Origin of the sequence: Lysinibacillus fusiformis, from assembly GCF_016925635.1 — a bacterium.
GTDB classification, from domain to species: Bacteria; Bacillota; Bacilli; order Bacillales_A; family Planococcaceae; genus Lysinibacillus; species Lysinibacillus fusiformis_F.
In genome coordinates this window covers 3,220,438-3,236,411 of the sequence record NZ_CP070490.1, presented here as the reverse complement: position 1 = coordinate 3,236,411, position 15,974 = coordinate 3,220,438, and the positions used below count along the sequence as shown (strand labels likewise).

Here is a 15,974-nt window from a genome sequence, read left to right as displayed (position 1 = left end):
CGTCCTTTCAAGAAGCCTTGTTTATAAAGTTAGAAGCAAATGTCTGCTCTTTTTCAATTTGTTTTGCTAATACTTCCTCAATGGCTTGCTCACGCATTTGTTGAAAATCTTCTACGTTAAAATGTGCTAGCGTGTCTTTATTTAGCAATGATGCAAGACAATCTGCATCTTTCAGTGCACTATTCAGCCCAAAAGCGCCAGTTGGTGTCATTGTGTGAACGGCATCCCCTAACAAGACAAGGCCCTTTGTTCCCCAACTATTACAATGGCTACTAAAGACATCAAGCAAAACAAAATCTTGCCAAGACGTTATCTGTGCCTGTACGGACTCCGCTAATTCTGGAAATGCCTCCACAAGCTGCTGGATAAAGGGTGTAAATGCTTGTTTTCGGAGCTGAGGGAAACTACCTTGTTCGATATTCCAGCCTATTTGAATATAACCACCAACTTGCGTAAACAATGACAGCTGCTTATCATCGATGAGTGCCATTTTTATAGATGGCTCCCAATCAGTGGGTGCAGGAATTTTAGCACACAATAAATCAAAGCCATGCTTTTGTTTCTGAACATCAATATGTGCTTCCTTACGAATGGTAGAATAACGACCATCAGCACCAATAATTAATTGGCTATCGATCTTTATAGGGTCTCCGTTTTTTGTCGCCAAAACGCCTCTATAATGACCTGAAGCATCCACAATCAGCTTTGTTACCTTTGTATGTAGCAAGCATGTAAAGTTAGGGAACGGTTGTGCTTTTTGTAAAATTCCTTTTAATAAATTGGCCTGAGGTACATGAATGCCTAAATGTCCTATTGCTTTATCTGGAAGAATCGTTTTAAATGCTCTGCCACCAGCATAATACTCAAGCTTTTCCATTCGTAAGATGCCAAGTGCCTCGACTGCTTCAAAAAGATGGTGACTTTTTAAAACAGCCTCACCTTCCTCATTTAAATGCTCGCCACGAAATGCCTGACCAAGTGCTGCATTTTGCTCTAGTAGGATTACTGACAGCCCTTTTTTAGCAAGTAGGTAGGCTAACAGTGCACCTGCTGGACCTGCCCCTACTATACAGATATCTGCTTGATAGTTCACTTTTCTTCACCTTGCTTTGGATAAGCAATAATACGCAAATCCTCGCCTATTTTATCAAATGAAGCAAATTCAACATCCCATGCCTCATGCATGAGAGAGGGATTATAGCCAGCAAACGGTGTTAACGATAGATTCCCTCCTAGAACTTTAGGCGCTATATATACCACATATTTATCGATTGCACCTTGCTGTAAAAAGGAAGCATTCATTTTACTTCCGCCTTCTAGCAAAATATCCGTTATGCCGTGTGCATAAAGCTTTTCAAGCATCTCATCAATCTGAAGCCCATATTCATTTTTTCGAACAGATAACACTGTAACACCTTTTTCTGTAAATAAATGAATCTTTTCTTGGCTTACGTCGTCACTACAAACCAGAATCGTTGGTGCATCCTCCGTATTTAACACATTTGCATGGTCAGGTGTACGTAGAGAACTATCGATAATAATACGTGTTGGATTTTTTCCGTATCCTTCTTTTAATCTTGTTGTTAAAGAGGGATTGTCAGCAATAACAGTACCCACGCCAACTAAAATTCCATCTACTTCATGGCGAAGATGGTGAACATCTTCACGTGCTGCCTCACCTGTTACCCATTTCGAATGCCCTGTATGCGTGGCAATTTTCCCATCTAAAGTCATGGCAAATTTCGAAATAACAAATGGGCGTTTTGTAAGCATATTGTGAATAAAACGTTCATTTAAACGGCGCGCTTGTTGCTCTAAAACACCTACTTCTACCACTATTCCCGCTTCTTGCAGCAATTGAATACCACGACCTGCTACAGTTGGGTTTGGATCTTGCATAGCAACTACCACTCGACTGACACCAGATTCCTTCACTAGATTCGCACAAGGTGGTGTCTTACCATAATGTGAACAAGGCTCTAGCGTTACATATAATGTAGCACCCTGTGCATGCTCTCCAGCCATTCGAAAAGCATGCACTTCAGCATGTGGTTCTCCTGCTTTTCTGTGTAAACCTGTTCCTACAATCACGCCGTTCTTCACGATTACAGCCCCAACAAGTGGATTAGGGTTCGTATTTCCTTTTGCACTAGCTGCTAAATCTAGTGCCAGTTGCATATACTTTTCATCTACATTCATCATCATCGCAACCTCCACCTATTGCTTTTCGCGTAAATGTCCAGATTTTTCAACCTTCGTTTCTAAATAAAAACGATTCGTCTCTGTCAAACCGCCCCATAAAGGAACATGCCCTTCCGCAGCCATGCCGCGAGCCTGTAATGCAGCCAATTTCTTCGGATTATTTGTAATCAGGGTTACTGGTTTGGTACGTAACGTAGCTAACACCGCAAGTGCTTCTTCATAGGAACGTGTATCGTCTGGGAAGCCAAGTGCATGGTTTGCTTCAACTGTATCTAACCCTTCCTCTTGCAATAAATAGGCAAGAGATTTAGAGAATAGTCCAATACCACGACCTTCATGATCAGCTAAATAAAATATGGCACCACAGCCATGCTCTACAATCATTTTCATGGACTCATGCAACTGGTAACCACAATCACAGCGCTGACTGCCAAAAATGTCACCTGTGTGACAAATACTATGCATTCGGATTAAAGCATCTTCTGAGTGGGTAAAATCACCATATACAAGCACAGAAGATTGTTGCAAAAAGGCTAAATTGGCAGCCGCTAATCCATCAATGATTTCTTCTTTTGTTAAATTTGCATCGATTTTAAGCCAGTTATACCATTGAAAAGTTGCAGAAAAATCACCTTGTTTTACAGGCAAATTCACTGGTCCAACTAGGCAAATATTTTCTGTGTTCGTATGCTTTACTATTGTCATTTTATCTTTCACTAAGTCCATCACTTTAGTCGTAATTGTCATATTAATCTCCAACCTTCTATAGAAACAGTTGGCTAAATTCACCAACTGAGCACATGTATTTTCACATCACTTACATAACGTAACTTAGTTTATAATAATAACTAAAAAGTGTCAAACAACAGCTATTATTCTTTCATTATAATTGTTAGAGACGGAAATTTTATTATTACTTTTTCATCATATACTACTAGCTTATGGAGATGCTATTTTTTCTGTGCAGGCTAGTCTATAATAAGCTGTGGTACTGTAATGACGAAAGGAAGTTTAACATGAACTTAGAAAAAACTGTTCAATTAAAGCAACCAAAATATCAACAAATAGCCATCGACCTCGCCTCCAAGATTGTCGAAAGAAAATACAGCATTGGCGATAAAATATACGCAAGATCCTCTCTTGCCAGTCAATATAATGTTTCGGCTGAGACTGCAAGAAGAGCTATTGCCGTTTTGCAAGACTTAGAAATTGTTGAAGCCTCTAAAGGTAGCGGCGTAATTATAAAATCGTATGAAAAAGCGGCTCAATTCGTCAGACAGTTTCATGATGTCCAATCGATTCATGAAATACAAAATGAGCTTTTGACAAGTATTCAAAAGCAACATCAAGAATTGATTAATTTGCAAGACAAGGCAAAGCAACTAATTAGTCGCACAGAGCATTATCGATCAGTCAATCCTTTCATTCCCTATCAATTAGAAATGACAGCTGATAGTCCATGCATTCATCAAACTGTACAAGCTTTAAATTTTTGGCAAAATACTTCTAGTACCATCGTTGGTATTAGACGTGGCAATGAATTATTACTATCACCTGGTCCTTATGTCTCATTTGAAGAAGGTGACATTATTTATTTTGTTGGAAATGATGAAAGTTTCGCCAGAGTTCAAAGCTTTTTATACCCAAATTAAAATCCGTTTAAGCGCTGATATAACAGCGTTTAAGCGGATTTTTTCTTATTTGTCGATTTGACAAAAGTAACAACCCTTTGCTACAGTAAGGTTGTTACTTGTTTATTTTTGGGTATCGTTATCCTCACATAGTAATATTCTACGAAAGGAGTGCTTCTATGGAAAAAATTAAAATAGAACACGTATCGAAAGTGTTTGGCAAACATATTCCCCAAGCACTAGAACTCGTTAAGCAACAAAAAAGTAAGACTGATATCTTAAAAGAAACAGGTGCAACTGTTGGTGTATACGATGCAAGCTTTACTGTCAACGAAGGAGAAATCTTTGTGATTATGGGATTGTCGGGAAGTGGCAAATCCACGCTTATACGGCTCTTAAACCGCCTTATTGAACCAACGAGCGGAAATATATATATCGATGGAGAAAATATTTCTACTATGGGAAAAGAAAGTCTACGGTCTGTAAGAAGAAACAAAATGAGCATGGTTTTCCAAAACTTCGGTTTATTCCCCCATCGTACATTACTTCAAAACACCGAATATGGCCTTGAAATTCGAGGCATTTCAAAAGAAGAACGGCAAGCAAAAGCTGAACAAGCTTTAGAAAATGCCGGATTACTCGCATACAAAGATCAGTATCCAAGTCAATTATCAGGTGGTATGCAACAGCGTGTTGGCTTAGCACGAGCCCTCGCAAATGATCCTGAAATACTGCTAATGGATGAAGCATTTTCTGCACTTGATCCATTGATTCGTAAAGAAATGCAAGATGAGCTACTCGATCTACAACAAACATTGAAAAAGACGATTTTATTTATCACACATGATTTAAATGAAGCATTACGCATTGGGGATCGCATTGCCATTATGAAGGATGGCTCTATCATTCAGATTGGTACGGGAGAAGAAATATTAACCAACCCAGCAAATGATTATGTCAAAACATTCGTGGAAGATGTGGATCGTTCAAAAGTATTGACAGCTGAAAATGTCATGGTACGACCAGTTTATGTCAATACAGACCTAGATGGCCCTAAAGTGGCACTAAAACGTATGCGTCAAGAAGCTGTTAGTTTATTAATGGCTGTTGATAAAAATAGACATTTAAAAGGCTATATCACTGCAGACGATGCACTGGCTGCAGCTAAGAAACAAGAGCAAACCGTCCATTCTATTGTGCAATCAGAAGTGTTAACAGTTCCACCAGATATGCTACTACAGGATATTTTAGGGATGATCTATAATTCTCCTACTCCTATTGCCGTTGTGAAAGATGGTCGCTTGCTTGGTGTACTAATTAGGGGCGTTGTCATCCAAGCACTGTCAACGAGCGATGAGGAGGCCGAAGCACATGAATAACTTTTTAGATAATATTCCAACATTACCACTAGCTCCGTGGGTAGAATCAGCTATGGACTGGTTGACGAGTAATTTTTCAGCGTTCTTTAACTCTATTCAGCAATTCGGAAAACTACTCATGAATCAGGTCACTGATTTATTAATTAGTATCCCAGCCATTATTCTTATACTTCTTGTCGTGATATTTGCCTTCTTCGTTTCAGGCAAAAAGTTAGGGCTTGCTGCATTCTCATTAATAGGCTTGTTGTTTATCTATAACCAAGGATTATGGACTCATCTTATGGAAACAACCACGCTTGTGATCTTTTCCAGTATTATATCCATCATCATCGGTATTCCACTTGGTATCCTAATGTCAAAATCAACGGTAGCTGAAAACATTATTAAACCAATACTAGATTTCATGCAAACAATGCCTGGCTTTGTTTATTTAATTCCGGCTGTTGCCTTTTTTGGTATTGGTATTGTACCTGGTGTCTTTGCATCCGTTATCTTTGCTTTACCCCCAACTGTACGTATGACAAACCTCGGTATTCGTCAAGTACCAAAAGAATTAGTGGAAGCTGCAGACTCCTATGGTAGTACAGCTAGCCAAAAATTATTTAAAGTAGAAATTCCCCTTGCTAAATCAACAATTATGGCAGGGATTAACCAAACCGTTATGCTGTCACTTTCTATGGTAGTTATTGCCTCTATGATCGGGGCTCCAGGTCTAGGACGGGAAGTATTAACGGCCCTACAACGTACCCAAGTTGGGAATGGCTTCGTTGCAGGTTTAGGTTTAGTTATTTTCGCAATCATTATTGATCGCTTAACACAAAGCTTCAATAAAAAGAAAGCATTATAGAAACGTCATCTTTCTTGCTACCATCCATCCTCCGATGGATGGCGGCAGTCTGATACAAAACGATGAAGAGAAAGGGAGATTCGATGAAACTGAAAACACTATCAAAGTTAGGAATGGCACTAGGCCTAGGCTTCATGCTTGCTGCATGTAGTGGAGGCGACTCAGGCTCAAGTTCTGGTAAAAACAGTGATTCTAAGGAGGTAAACCTAGCCTATGTTGAGTGGGATACAGAAATTGCCTCAACGAATGTTGTTGGGCAGGTACTCGAAGATTTAGGCTATGATGTAACATTAACTCCTTTGGATAATGCGATCATGTGGGAGGCTGTCTCGAAAGGAGAAGCTGATGGAATGGTGGCTGCATGGCTACCACATACACATGCTTCACAATATGAAAAATATAAAGCTGATTTAGATGAGCTAGGTGAAAACCTTGCTGGTGCAAAAATTGGTTTAGTTGTACCAAGCTATATGAATGTCAATTCTATTGAAGATTTAACAAATGAAGCAGATCATACAATCACTGGTATTGAGCCAGGTGCGGGAATTACCGCTGCGACAGAAAAAGCATTAGAAGAATATGATAATTTAGCAGATTGGAACTTTATTACTTCTTCTTCTGGCGCGATGACAACAGCATTATCTAAAGCGCTGAAAGATAAGGAAGAAATTATTGTCACAGGTTGGTCACCACACTGGAAATTTGCGAAATATGATCTTAAATACTTAGAAGATCCAAAGGGTGTATTTGGTGGAGAAGAAACGATTAATACATTCGTTCGTAAAGGCTTAAAAGAAGATTTACCAGATGTATACTCAGTTCTAGATAATTTCCACTGGACAGCAGAAGATTTAGAAAGTGTTATGTTAGAAGTAATGGATGGTAAAGATCCAAAAGATGCTGCGAAAGAATGGATTGATGCTAATCCAGATAAAGTGGCTGAATGGACAAAAGATGTAAAAAAATAATATAAAAACAGGCACTTCCGCTTATGCAGGAGTGCCTGTTTGTTGTTGAAAAAAGATCATGTCACTAGCAGAAAAAGACCTTTTAGCAAGGTGCGGGGTTGATTTCCGTTCGCTCCAGGGTCTCCTCTGTGACGCTGGCTCCACTCCAATCAACCATTCTGCAAAGTGTCTTTGCGTTATCTTTCATACTAACCGTAGCGATCAAATAGCCCATGATTTGTATAATTAGATAGGCTCCTATTTTCAATGTGTAGTGACAACATCTCTCCATAAAGGGTAGTGAAAACCTTTGCTAAAAAGTTAACATTTTTATGGGTTGGAGTGGAAGGCTAATTGACTCTCGTGGGATGCTCGGCGCTCGACCACAGGAAAGCAAGTAGCCTGCAACGGAAACCATTTTCACCATTCACAAAAATTCTATTGATTGTTTTTTTTCAACACTATGCAGGAGTGCCTGTTTAATTATGATAGCAATTTCAACATTATTGCTGCTCCTAATACAAGGACAATACAAACCATGCGTCGCCAGTCCTTTGATTCATTAAAAAATAGCATACCTAGCAAGGCTCCCCCAGCAGCACCAATTCCTGTCCAGATCGCATAGGCAGTACCCATTGGCAATGTTTCCATCGCATAGGCAAGGCCTGCAAAACTTAAGGTGAATGCACCAATCAACAGCCCTAAATTTTTCATACTCTTCGTCTTATTATATTTACTAATCATATACACGCCCATCATCTCACATAACCCTGCAACAACTAATGCCATCCATGCCATTATTCAGTCACCTCTTGTTCCTTAGGCTCTCCCGTTACAAGCTTTAAGCCCACAACCCCTGCAAGTAACAAAACAATACATACTATTTTTGCTAATTTCCACGGTTCTCCAAACAGTAAGCTATCTGCACATACGGTACCCGCTGTCCCTAATCCGACAAAGATAGCATAGACTGTCCCAACTGGTAAATGCTCCCCCGCTTTAATGAGCAAATAAAAACTAATAAAAATAGCAATAGCTGTTCCAATCCATTCCAGCACACTAGTTGCATGCTTTAAACCAATGACCCAGCCTACTTCAAAGCAAGCTGCTATTATGACACTGATCCACTGTTTATTCATCCTAAATCCCTCCATTTGATAAGACACGGCCGAATAACTGGTTAATCCAAATACTTTTTCAGCATTCGCCAAATAATTCGATTTTAGCCAAACAAAAAAAGCCTGAAGAAACTGTTTTTAAACAGTATCTCCCAGGCTTTTATCCTTCCGTGTCACAAAATCAATTTGTGGTTTTCTCTCGGACCAGACTAGCAATAGCTACGGAACCCTAGAAAACTTTTTATTCGATTATTACTCTTAGTATAGCAAACTATTTAATGATTTTCCACTGGTACATAGCCGACCTTTTCTACCATCGCTTGCCCTTCCTCAGAAAGTATCCAATCAATCAGTTTCTGAGCATTTTGATTTTCTGTACCAGCTGTGATGGCAAAAAATTCAGATACTAAAGGATATGTACCATTTTGAATATTCTCTTTTGTTGGTGCTACTCCGTCAATGGATAGTAATTTGATTTTTTTATTACCAACCATCTCTGTAGAATAATATCTAAACGTAAAGCCCATGGCATTCTTATAATTTCGATATTGTGACACTTCACGAATGATTCCACCCATTCCTGATGCAACATCTTCAGTCGGTGCCTCCATAATTGGCGTATTGCCCATCAATTTTTCTAGTGTCGTTTGGCTTCCACTATCTGCTGGGCGTTGGAAAGCACGAATGGCCTCATCCTCACCACCCACTTCACGCCAATTCGTTATTTCTCCAGCATATATTTTTTGGACCTGCTCAAGTGTTAAATTATCAATTTTATTTTTACGGTGCACAAAAAAGACAAATGCCTCTCGACCAATTGGCGTCATATCAAACGTAAGACCTTCCTTTTCAGCTTGCCATTCTTGTGAGGTGGACGGTGCTGCCGCAAAGATCAAATCAACATCTCCTGCAATTAAATTTTGATAGGCCTCTGGTGTACGGCTTACTTGAACTCTACTATTATATGGAGGATAGTCACCTTTGGGATAAGTAGCCTCCACAAAAGCCGCATACAAAGGATACATGGCTGTTGCACCATCTAACCGTGGCAAAGACTCTGTCAATTGTAAGGAAGCTTTTTCATTAGATTTTACCACTTCATTGCCAAGCGTAAATGGCTGATAAACGGTTACATCCATTTCCGCATCCACAGTAGGAATACTCATTTTATAATAATGTTGAATTGGTTTGATGGCAGCAATCAATAAGGCGATTCCCATGACACCAAATAGCAAGCCTCTTCTTTTTTTTGTGTTGGTCCATTTAAACATGCTACAAACAATCCAGACAAATAAACAAGCGGGTACAGTAAAGACTAAATTAATTAAATGCATGCCACCACTCAATGTGATAATGAGTGCGACCATTAATGTCACAACTGATAAACCAATTAGAATAGATACTATTTGTATAAACTTAAGCATACAAAAACCTCCTTAGTGTAATTTTACACTCCTCACACCCATGGTAATCGAAAGATAAAGCATTCACAACCATATATTCTGAAAATTATGGTAAAATTAATTTTGTCTTGATTTAACGAATGCTTTTTGTATGAATGTAGAAAACTCGCCTCTATAGAAAAGGGAGCTTCTCGAATAATCTCAAAAAATCTCGACAACCTATGCTAAGGCATAATTGATATGAGTAGGAGGATGTACATATGGCAATTGAGAAAGCACGTCACCATTTAGCACAATGGCATGTAGAACACAAAATACAAGAATTAGAAGAAAGCTCCGCAACAGTTGAATTAGCAGCCCAGGCGCTTGGCTGTGAGCCTGAACGCATTGCAAAATCTTTATCTTTCCTTGTGAATGATGGTGCGATCTTAATCGTTGCTGCAGGTGATGCTAAAATCGATAATGCAAAATACAAAGCCCTATTTGGTACGAAGGCAAAGATGTTATCCAAAGATGATGTGGAGACGATGATTGGCCATGATGTTGGAGGTGTGTGTCCTTTTGGTGTAAACGAAGGCGTAGCCATTTATTTAGATGAATCACTGAAACGTTTTACTACAGTATTTCCAGCCTGTGGTAGTAGCAATTCAGCCATCGAGGTAACGATTTCAGAGCTCGAAACGTATGCACCCTATAAAGAATGGATTGATGTCTGTAAAGGCTGGAATGAATAAGGACTAAACGAAACGATTGGCGAAACTTTTAAAAGTCTCACCAATTCATGTTGTTGAATAAAGTTAATGTCACTAACAGAAAAAGACCTTTTGGCAAAGCGAGGGGTTGATTTCCGTTCCGCCAGCGTCCTTTCCAGGGGGCGTCCGATGAGCCGCTTCACTCACTTCCGTTCGCTCAAGGGTCTTCTCTGTGACGCTGGCTCCACTCCAATCAACCATTCTGCAAATTCCTTTTCTTTCATACTAACCGTAGTGAAAAATGTGGAGAAGCGATGCGTGACAACACCTCTCCATATAAAGTAGTGAACACCTTCACTTTATTTGAAAACCGCTGCTAAAAAAACATATTAATGGGTTGGAGTGGAAGGCTACTTGACCATAGCCGTGTCCTTAGTGATTTCCTTTATTCGTTGGTTCATATTTCTCTTATCAAGGTATAGATAAGTACACTTGATAAAGGAGGTCCAGCAAAATGAAACCAGAAAATATTCAATTACTTGCGCCACTTTTTCAGATACTTGGGAAAAATGAAGTAAAAGAGGTGGGTAGATTATCGGGTTTTATTCAACGCGAGCGTTCGTTTAGTGCGGCACAATTTTTACACTTTCTGTTTTTGAAAAAGAGTGAGATTATCAGTGATTCGCTTGAAACGCTTTGTACGGACTTGGCGGAGCAGGATATATTTATGACGAAATCGGCTCTTAATAAACGCTTTGATGAACGGGCTGTTACTTTTTTGGAAACCATTTTTGGACGATTATTCAAAACGCAGCTTCAACTCGCCTTCCCCAAGCTAACGGGATACACATTTACTCGAATACGTATTTTAGATAGCACAACGATCAAATTGCCAGATGCCTATCAGGGAAATTTTCAGGGTGTCCATTGTTCGTCTGTTAAAGTGCAAGTGGAGTTTGATTATTTAACCCAACAGCTACTTTATTTTGATTTAATGAACGGACGTGATGCCGATAATCCAGCAGGAATGACGCGATTACCTTTGATTCAGGAGAGAGAACTGGTTCTACAGGATTTAGGCTATTTTCAATTCGATTTTTTTAAAAAGGTGCACGCAAAAGGTGCTTTCTATATCACAAAAACGAAAAAAGATACGCAATTGTTTGTCGAAGTAAGTCATCCACCTCGTCATCCAAATGGGAAATTGATTGAAAGTCGCCGTTACAAACAAATTCATTTAGAAGAAATCGCATTAGATATGGTACGTGGCGAATACAAAGAGTGGTCCCAATTATTTGTAGGACGACACGAAAAAATGCCTGCACGTTGTATTCTCTATCGCCTCTCAGAGGAACAGAAAAAAGAGCTACACAAGCGGGAAAAAAGAAGACGTCAAAAGAAACAAGGGCAAGTCCATAAAAATGAAGTAGAACAAATACCTGGAGTGGTCATCTATTTAACAAATGTACCAGAGGATATGCCAGCAAGTGAAATTCATGAACTTTACCGATTACGCTGGCAAATCGAGCTCTTATTTAAAACATGGAAATCAGATTTAGAAGTCGATAAGGTGAAGAAGGTGAAGATTGAACGATGGTTATGTCATTTCTATCTTCAAAGTATTGTGCTTTTATTGACTGAAATGATCATGGGAATGATGAGAAATGATCTATGGGTGACAAGAAAACGGAGGATTAGTGAAAGAAAGACGGTCCGGTTGATTGCGAAACAAATAAATCGACTTTTAAAAAGTATGTGGCATTCGAAAAAACAGCTATATGTCTATTTCGATACGCTCACCCGAAACGTTTCGTCATTTTGCCTAAAGTGTAAAAAACGCAAAACTTCTTAAAAGTCGATGTAAACCCAATATTTGGATGGATAATTTGTATAGTTTATTTAGTGAGGCCATTTTTCCCTCACTCCTTGTGTAATACCCATTTTAAACAGAAGATAAACACACGAAAATCTGGCGTAGGATGTCTGATGTTTTCTTAAGGACACGGCTATGGCTACTTGACTCCCGTGGGATAGCGAGTCAGGCGAAACTCTAAACGGAGCGGAGCGAAGGAAGCGGTTCGGCGCTCGCTCACAGGAAAACAAGTAGCCTGCAACGGAAATCCATTTTCACCTTTTACCAAAATGCTATGGGTGGTTTTGTTTTTCAGCACTATAAATTTGTTATTCCTTGTAACCAACGGCTAACCAATGTGAATCCCATTCTGTAATTTGATTGCCTACCCGACAGCTTAAACCACATGCTTGATTATCCGCCACAAATGAACCAATTAGCCACTTCTTAGCGTGATATCCCTCTTTTAACTGTACTGTTATGCTAGGCATCTCCACATACTGTTGGTAAATAAACAAATTATCATCATAATGTGTGGATGTGGAAGCATTTACTCTCTGCCCACTTCCTGCGTAAATTTCTACAGTATTTCCCTCACGAGAATAAACAGGCTTCTTCACATAGGGTATATCCTCTCGTATAAATGGTTCTGCTGTAAGGTATGTAGGGAGCATATATTGCTGGATAGCTGCTCGTTCCTCGGAAGTAAAGAGTAATGGATCATTTCTCCGCTCCCATATTAACCATAATAAGATTTTCGATTGTAATACATAGGCAGCAGGTGGATTAATAATTGCCAGCTGTCTTTTTTTTACAAGCTCTAAAAGATGCAATCCAATGCGATCACCATCCGATGCCACATCATCTAGTAAAAACTCTACAGGGTGTGCGGGTCTAAATAAAATATCAATTTTCTCCATTGTGGGTGTATACAGACCTTGTGCTACCTCAGACGTGTCACTAGAAAAGATGATCAGTTCTTGAATGGGCACATACTCCATATCAAAAGGAATACAGTGTTTGATAAATTGTACTTGGCAATACTCCTCGTAGTCCTCCTTCGCTGTTTTCCCCGTGATAACAATCTTTGGTTTGTTGACATCTTGTAAATATTGGATGGCAGCAAAAAGAGCACCCGACAATGTTTTTTGTAAGGCTGTTACATCATTGGGATTTTTATAGCCAAAATGCTGACATAGTGCGTCATTCATCTCAAAGGTTTCTTGTACAAGAAAAGGTGTTTCTCCATTTAACTCTAAACATTTAATGTAACCCTCCTCTGTACAAATAAAATCAAATCGTGCCAGAACTGATTGCTGCTGTAAATAATCTAGTTGAATATAGGGTATCATTTCGGGTCGAATTCCTAGGGCTAACAGTTGATCGACCGATAAATGTTTAAATTGTTTCCCAACTTTTAAAAAAATGCGCCAAAGGATTTGTGTTGCATAGTGAAGTTGATCAATTTGCTGCTTTGGCAATTCTAAAACATCATATAACGCATACTCCAAATCCTCAAAGTCAGGAAAGAATTTAGGGAATTTCGAGTAGAATGCTTGTCGTTGCTGTGTGTGATTCATCATCGTTTTTGCTTCCTTTCCATACTTTACGAGGAGGACGAGCCGCCACGAGATGCCCCGCCTGAACCAAAGCCGGATTTCCCTGTGCTTGAGGAGGAGCTATTAGATGAACTATCCGTCGAATAGGAACGTTGACCACTCGAATAAGAATTTGATCCACTTGAAGTAGAGCTACCTGAAGTTGAACCAGCCTTATTTTGCGTACTGTTTGTTATACCATTTGTTGATTTACTTTCATCTTTAGCGCTCGATGATGATCGTGGCACAGCTGAACCACCACCACTGCTCTGCTCCTCTCGATCTATGCCATTTTTTAAATTGCGACTTTTATATATCGCACTACCTATCATTGCGCCAGCCGTTGCATACATCAGACCATTAAAGAAATGCTGTGCATAGTAAGGTGAATCTTCATCGATACATTCAAAGGAACCATCATCACCTTCTTGCCATTCATCACAGGCATCAGCCATTTCACTAGTATAAACACTTTCTATTTCATTACTTGTAGTTGCTTGATTTTGATCTTCTGCTACCTGATTCGAAGTAGTTAAAGAGGTTTCCTCCACTGTCTGAGTTTCACTATTTCCACATGCTGCTAGCTGTACAACCATCAAAGATGCCGTTGTCACAGCCATATATTTTTTTATTTGCTTTGCCATATTGTATACGCTCCTTTATTTCTGGTACCTAGTCTACGATTGTCTACCATTTCAGGTTTCATCTTTTACAAAAACATACAATTTATTTCAGCAAAAAAAATCCCAAACAGTAGAATTGTTTGGGATTTACAGTGTTTTATGATTGCTTTGACACAACTTTTTTACCATAAGTCATATAGCGCCATAATTTTTCAAATGGTCCAATTGTAAAGAATTTAAACCAAATCACACTAAAGATTATTTGAATGAGAAACGTTATACTCGCGATTACTACAATCTCTGATGATGAAACTACTTCTAACCCCATTAATGAAATGATGGCTGTTCCAATAAAGCTTTGTGCCAAATAATTTGTAAAGGCCATTTGCCCTACACGTCCAATTGGCTGAAGTAGCTTGGCTATTGTTTTATGTTCTAATAGAATAAATAAACCACTTAAATAAAAGTATGTTGTCGGAACAACCCCTAAGCCAATAATAGATTGAAGCTGTTGGTCATCTGCTTGTGAGGCAAACCAAATCCATAGTGAAAATCCAATAAAGAAAGGGAAAGTACCATAAAGCAGCCGTTTTATTTTTTGACTATGCTCCCCAATATGCCCAATCCAATCAGCTTTTGCGACTAAGAAACCACTTAAAAACATTATAAAGATGGCCACGGCATCATTGCCTAAAAAGCCAAAAATAGCTGACGAAATCGCATTAGTCGGCATATACATTTGTCCTAATAGCGCAAGAATATGCAGTGTGATAATGGTAAATAACCATTTAGAAATAGTTGAAACCTTCGCCGAATAAAATGGGAGCAATAAAAATCCAATCACTGCGTAAATGGCTAGGATAGAGCCCCAAAAAATAAAAATATGAATAATACCAATACCCAATAAAGCAAATAAGCGTCTTGCAAAGCGCCATTTCGGTCTATCCCCACGCGCTTCTGCACGTGAAGCAAAAATATAAAAACCAACCCCAAATAGGAATGAAAAGATAGAGAAAAATTTCTTTTCTATAAAAATATTAATAAGTGAATCAATCACCCCATTGATACCACTCATATCAGGCATTGGTGCACCCTCCATTAAAAGCTGATAGGCGCCTACATTAATAAATAAAATACCAAATAACGCTAATCCTCGTATAATATCTAAGGAAATGATTCGTTCTTTTTGTGTAACGGATGGATTCATGTTAAAAAAACTCCTTATCTTTTATGCTATAAATAGCATAACTTCCCATCCTTACAGCTAATTTTTTTTAAGCTTACAGGAACCTTAAATCAAAAAGAATAGTCTTATAGTTTTTTATCCTCTTCTACGAAGAAACATTACATATTTTATAGTAAAAACATCGAAAAGAGAGGTTTAGAAGATGAATAGAAATCGCAAGCTCGGTTTTTGTTATCCTGGCTATCGATACTGTGGTCCTGGTTGCTCAGGACCAGGCGCCCCTACAAATGAAGTGGATGCTTGCTGTAAACTGCATGATGAATGCTATGAACGCCACGGTAGCACAAAATACTGTGATGAATTGTTTCAACAATGCCTCCGCCCCCATATGAACGCACCAAATAAAATGGCTAGAGATGCCAGACTGTTCTATCGTGTTTTCGAATTACGCAATCGTTTCTTTTAACTACAGACAAAGCTCACGGTGTTTTCGAAA

At 39.0% G+C, this 15,974-nt stretch carries 16 protein-coding genes and 1 riboswitch; of the genes, 7 read left to right on the top strand and 9 right to left on the bottom strand.

What is annotated here, in order from left to right; all coding sequences use genetic code 11:
• Positions 1-7: 7 nt before the first annotated feature.
• From JTI58_RS15715 to JTI58_RS15705, 3 genes are read right to left on the bottom strand one after another with little or no spacing between them, the layout of a single operon-like run.
• On the bottom strand, positions 8-1,093 hold the full coding sequence (locus tag JTI58_RS15715; RefSeq protein ID WP_205442186.1) for an FAD-dependent oxidoreductase: 1,086 nt from the start codon (positions 1,091-1,093) through the stop codon (positions 8-10).
• Positions 1,090-2,202: a bifunctional diaminohydroxyphosphoribosylaminopyrimidine deaminase/5-amino-6-(5-phosphoribosylamino)uracil reductase RibD gene (gene ribD, locus JTI58_RS15710; RefSeq protein ID WP_205447337.1), complete on the bottom strand. Its 1,113-nt coding sequence runs from the start codon at positions 2,200-2,202 to the stop codon at positions 1,090-1,092. The genes JTI58_RS15715 and ribD overlap by 4 nt, the downstream gene beginning before the upstream one ends.
• Positions 2,203-2,217: 15 nt before the next feature.
• Positions 2,218-2,949 carry a GTP cyclohydrolase II gene (locus JTI58_RS15705; RefSeq protein ID WP_205442184.1) on the bottom strand — a complete coding sequence of 244 codons (732 nt, stop codon included), beginning with the start codon at positions 2,947-2,949 and terminating at the stop codon, positions 2,218-2,220.
• Positions 2,950-3,218: 269 nt separating this feature from the next.
• Here JTI58_RS15705 and JTI58_RS15700 point away from each other — a divergent pair, with 269 nt between their 5' ends.
• From JTI58_RS15700 to JTI58_RS15685, 4 genes are all read left to right on the top strand, one after another.
• Entirely contained in the window at positions 3,219-3,854 is a 636-nt protein-coding gene (locus JTI58_RS15700; protein ID WP_205442183.1) for a GntR family transcriptional regulator, read from the top strand.
• Between the two features lie 158 nt (positions 3,855-4,012).
• The gene (locus JTI58_RS15695; RefSeq protein ID WP_205442182.1) at positions 4,013-5,212 is read left to right on the top strand and encodes a quaternary amine ABC transporter ATP-binding protein; all 1,200 of its coding nucleotides are present in this window, start codon (positions 4,013-4,015) and stop codon (positions 5,210-5,212) included.
• A complete protein-coding gene (locus JTI58_RS15690; protein ID WP_016991840.1) occupies positions 5,205-6,059 on the top strand; it encodes an ABC transporter permease in 855 nt (284 codons plus the stop codon). The genes JTI58_RS15695 and JTI58_RS15690 overlap by 8 nt, the downstream gene beginning before the upstream one ends.
• A gap of 83 nt (positions 6,060-6,142) precedes the next feature.
• Positions 6,143-7,027 (top strand): glycine betaine ABC transporter substrate-binding protein, encoded by an 885-nt coding sequence (locus JTI58_RS15685; RefSeq protein WP_205442181.1) that lies wholly within the window; start codon positions 6,143-6,145, stop codon positions 7,025-7,027.
• 462 nt (positions 7,028-7,489) lie between these two features.
• On the opposite strand, the gene JTI58_RS15680 is transcribed toward JTI58_RS15685, so the two are convergent.
• The 3 genes from JTI58_RS15680 to JTI58_RS15670 all read right to left on the bottom strand — a co-directional run bounded on the left by JTI58_RS15680 (position 7,490) and on the right by JTI58_RS15670 (position 9,548).
• Positions 7,490-7,804, bottom strand: a complete 315-nt coding sequence (locus JTI58_RS15680; RefSeq protein ID WP_205442180.1) for a DMT family transporter — start codon at positions 7,802-7,804, stop codon at positions 7,490-7,492.
• Positions 7,804-8,145, bottom strand: a complete 342-nt coding sequence (locus JTI58_RS15675) for a DMT family transporter (protein ID WP_205442178.1) — start codon at positions 8,143-8,145, stop codon at positions 7,804-7,806. Before JTI58_RS15675 ends, JTI58_RS15680 begins: the two co-directional genes overlap by 1 nt.
• Before the next feature lie 126 nt (positions 8,146-8,271).
• Positions 8,272-8,368: riboswitch (guanidine-I (ykkC/yxkD leader) on the bottom strand.
• Positions 8,369-8,399: 31 nt separating this feature from the next.
• Entirely contained in the window at positions 8,400-9,548 is a 1,149-nt protein-coding gene (locus JTI58_RS15670) for a PstS family phosphate ABC transporter substrate-binding protein (protein WP_205442177.1), read from the bottom strand.
• A gap of 239 nt (positions 9,549-9,787) precedes the next feature.
• On the opposite strand from JTI58_RS15670, the gene JTI58_RS15665 reads away from it, so the two are divergent.
• Entirely contained in the window at positions 9,788-10,261 is a 474-nt protein-coding gene (locus JTI58_RS15665) for a YbaK/EbsC family protein (RefSeq protein ID WP_205442176.1), read from the top strand.
• 472 nt (positions 10,262-10,733) lie between these two features.
• Complete coding sequence (locus tag JTI58_RS15660; protein ID WP_205442175.1) at positions 10,734-12,071, top strand: IS4 family transposase; 1,338 nt, start codon at positions 10,734-10,736, stop codon at positions 12,069-12,071.
• Positions 12,072-12,400: 329 nt separating this feature from the next.
• Here the strand turns inward: JTI58_RS15660 and JTI58_RS15655 are convergent, their stop codons facing one another.
• From JTI58_RS15655 to JTI58_RS15645, 3 genes are all read right to left on the bottom strand, one after another.
• Entirely contained in the window at positions 12,401-13,654 is a 1,254-nt protein-coding gene (locus JTI58_RS15655; RefSeq protein ID WP_205442174.1) for a glutathionylspermidine synthase family protein, read from the bottom strand.
• Between the two features lie 23 nt (positions 13,655-13,677).
• Positions 13,678-14,313, bottom strand: coding sequence for a hypothetical protein (locus tag JTI58_RS15650; protein WP_205442171.1), 636 nt, complete (start codon positions 14,311-14,313; stop codon positions 13,678-13,680).
• A 136-nt stretch (positions 14,314-14,449) separates the two neighbouring features.
• Positions 14,450-15,499, bottom strand: coding sequence for a DUF418 domain-containing protein (locus tag JTI58_RS15645; RefSeq protein ID WP_205442170.1), 1,050 nt, complete (start codon positions 15,497-15,499; stop codon positions 14,450-14,452).
• Positions 15,500-15,680: 181 nt separating this feature from the next.
• On the opposite strand from JTI58_RS15645, the gene JTI58_RS15640 reads away from it, so the two are divergent.
• On the top strand, positions 15,681-15,944 hold the full coding sequence (locus JTI58_RS15640) for a Parvovirus coat protein VP1-like protein (protein ID WP_205442169.1): 264 nt from the start codon (positions 15,681-15,683) through the stop codon (positions 15,942-15,944).
• Positions 15,945-15,974 lie beyond the last annotated feature (30 nt).

Bases quoted from the DNA above. Each gene is read 5' to 3' on its own strand.
- ribD (WP_205447337.1), bottom strand. From the start codon at position 2,202: ATGATGAATGTAGATGAAAAGTATATGCAACTGGCACTAGATTTAGCA.
- JTI58_RS15705 (WP_205442184.1), bottom strand. From the start codon at position 2,949: ATGACAATTACGACTAAAGTGATGGACTTAGTGAAAGATAAAATGACA.
- JTI58_RS15700 (WP_205442183.1), top strand. From the start codon at position 3,219: ATGAACTTAGAAAAAACTGTTCAATTAAAGCAACCAAAATATCAACAA.
- JTI58_RS15695 (WP_205442182.1), top strand. From the start codon at position 4,013: ATGGAAAAAATTAAAATAGAACACGTATCGAAAGTGTTTGGCAAACAT.
- JTI58_RS15690 (WP_016991840.1), top strand. From the start codon at position 5,205: ATGAATAACTTTTTAGATAATATTCCAACATTACCACTAGCTCCGTGG.
- JTI58_RS15685 (WP_205442181.1), top strand. From the start codon at position 6,143: ATGAAACTGAAAACACTATCAAAGTTAGGAATGGCACTAGGCCTAGGC.
- JTI58_RS15680 (WP_205442180.1), bottom strand. From the start codon at position 7,804: ATGGCATGGATGGCATTAGTTGTTGCAGGGTTATGTGAGATGATGGGC.
- JTI58_RS15675 (WP_205442178.1), bottom strand. From the start codon at position 8,145: ATGAATAAACAGTGGATCAGTGTCATAATAGCAGCTTGCTTTGAAGTA.
- JTI58_RS15670 (WP_205442177.1), bottom strand. From the start codon at position 9,548: ATGCTTAAGTTTATACAAATAGTATCTATTCTAATTGGTTTATCAGTT.
- JTI58_RS15665 (WP_205442176.1), top strand. From the start codon at position 9,788: ATGGCAATTGAGAAAGCACGTCACCATTTAGCACAATGGCATGTAGAA.
- JTI58_RS15660 (WP_205442175.1), top strand. From the start codon at position 10,734: ATGAAACCAGAAAATATTCAATTACTTGCGCCACTTTTTCAGATACTT.
- JTI58_RS15655 (WP_205442174.1), bottom strand. From the start codon at position 13,654: ATGATGAATCACACACAGCAACGACAAGCATTCTACTCGAAATTCCCT.
- JTI58_RS15650 (WP_205442171.1), bottom strand. From the start codon at position 14,313: ATGGCAAAGCAAATAAAAAAATATATGGCTGTGACAACGGCATCTTTG.
- JTI58_RS15645 (WP_205442170.1), bottom strand. From the start codon at position 15,499: ATGAATCCATCCGTTACACAAAAAGAACGAATCATTTCCTTAGATATT.
- JTI58_RS15640 (WP_205442169.1), top strand. From the start codon at position 15,681: ATGAATAGAAATCGCAAGCTCGGTTTTTGTTATCCTGGCTATCGATAC.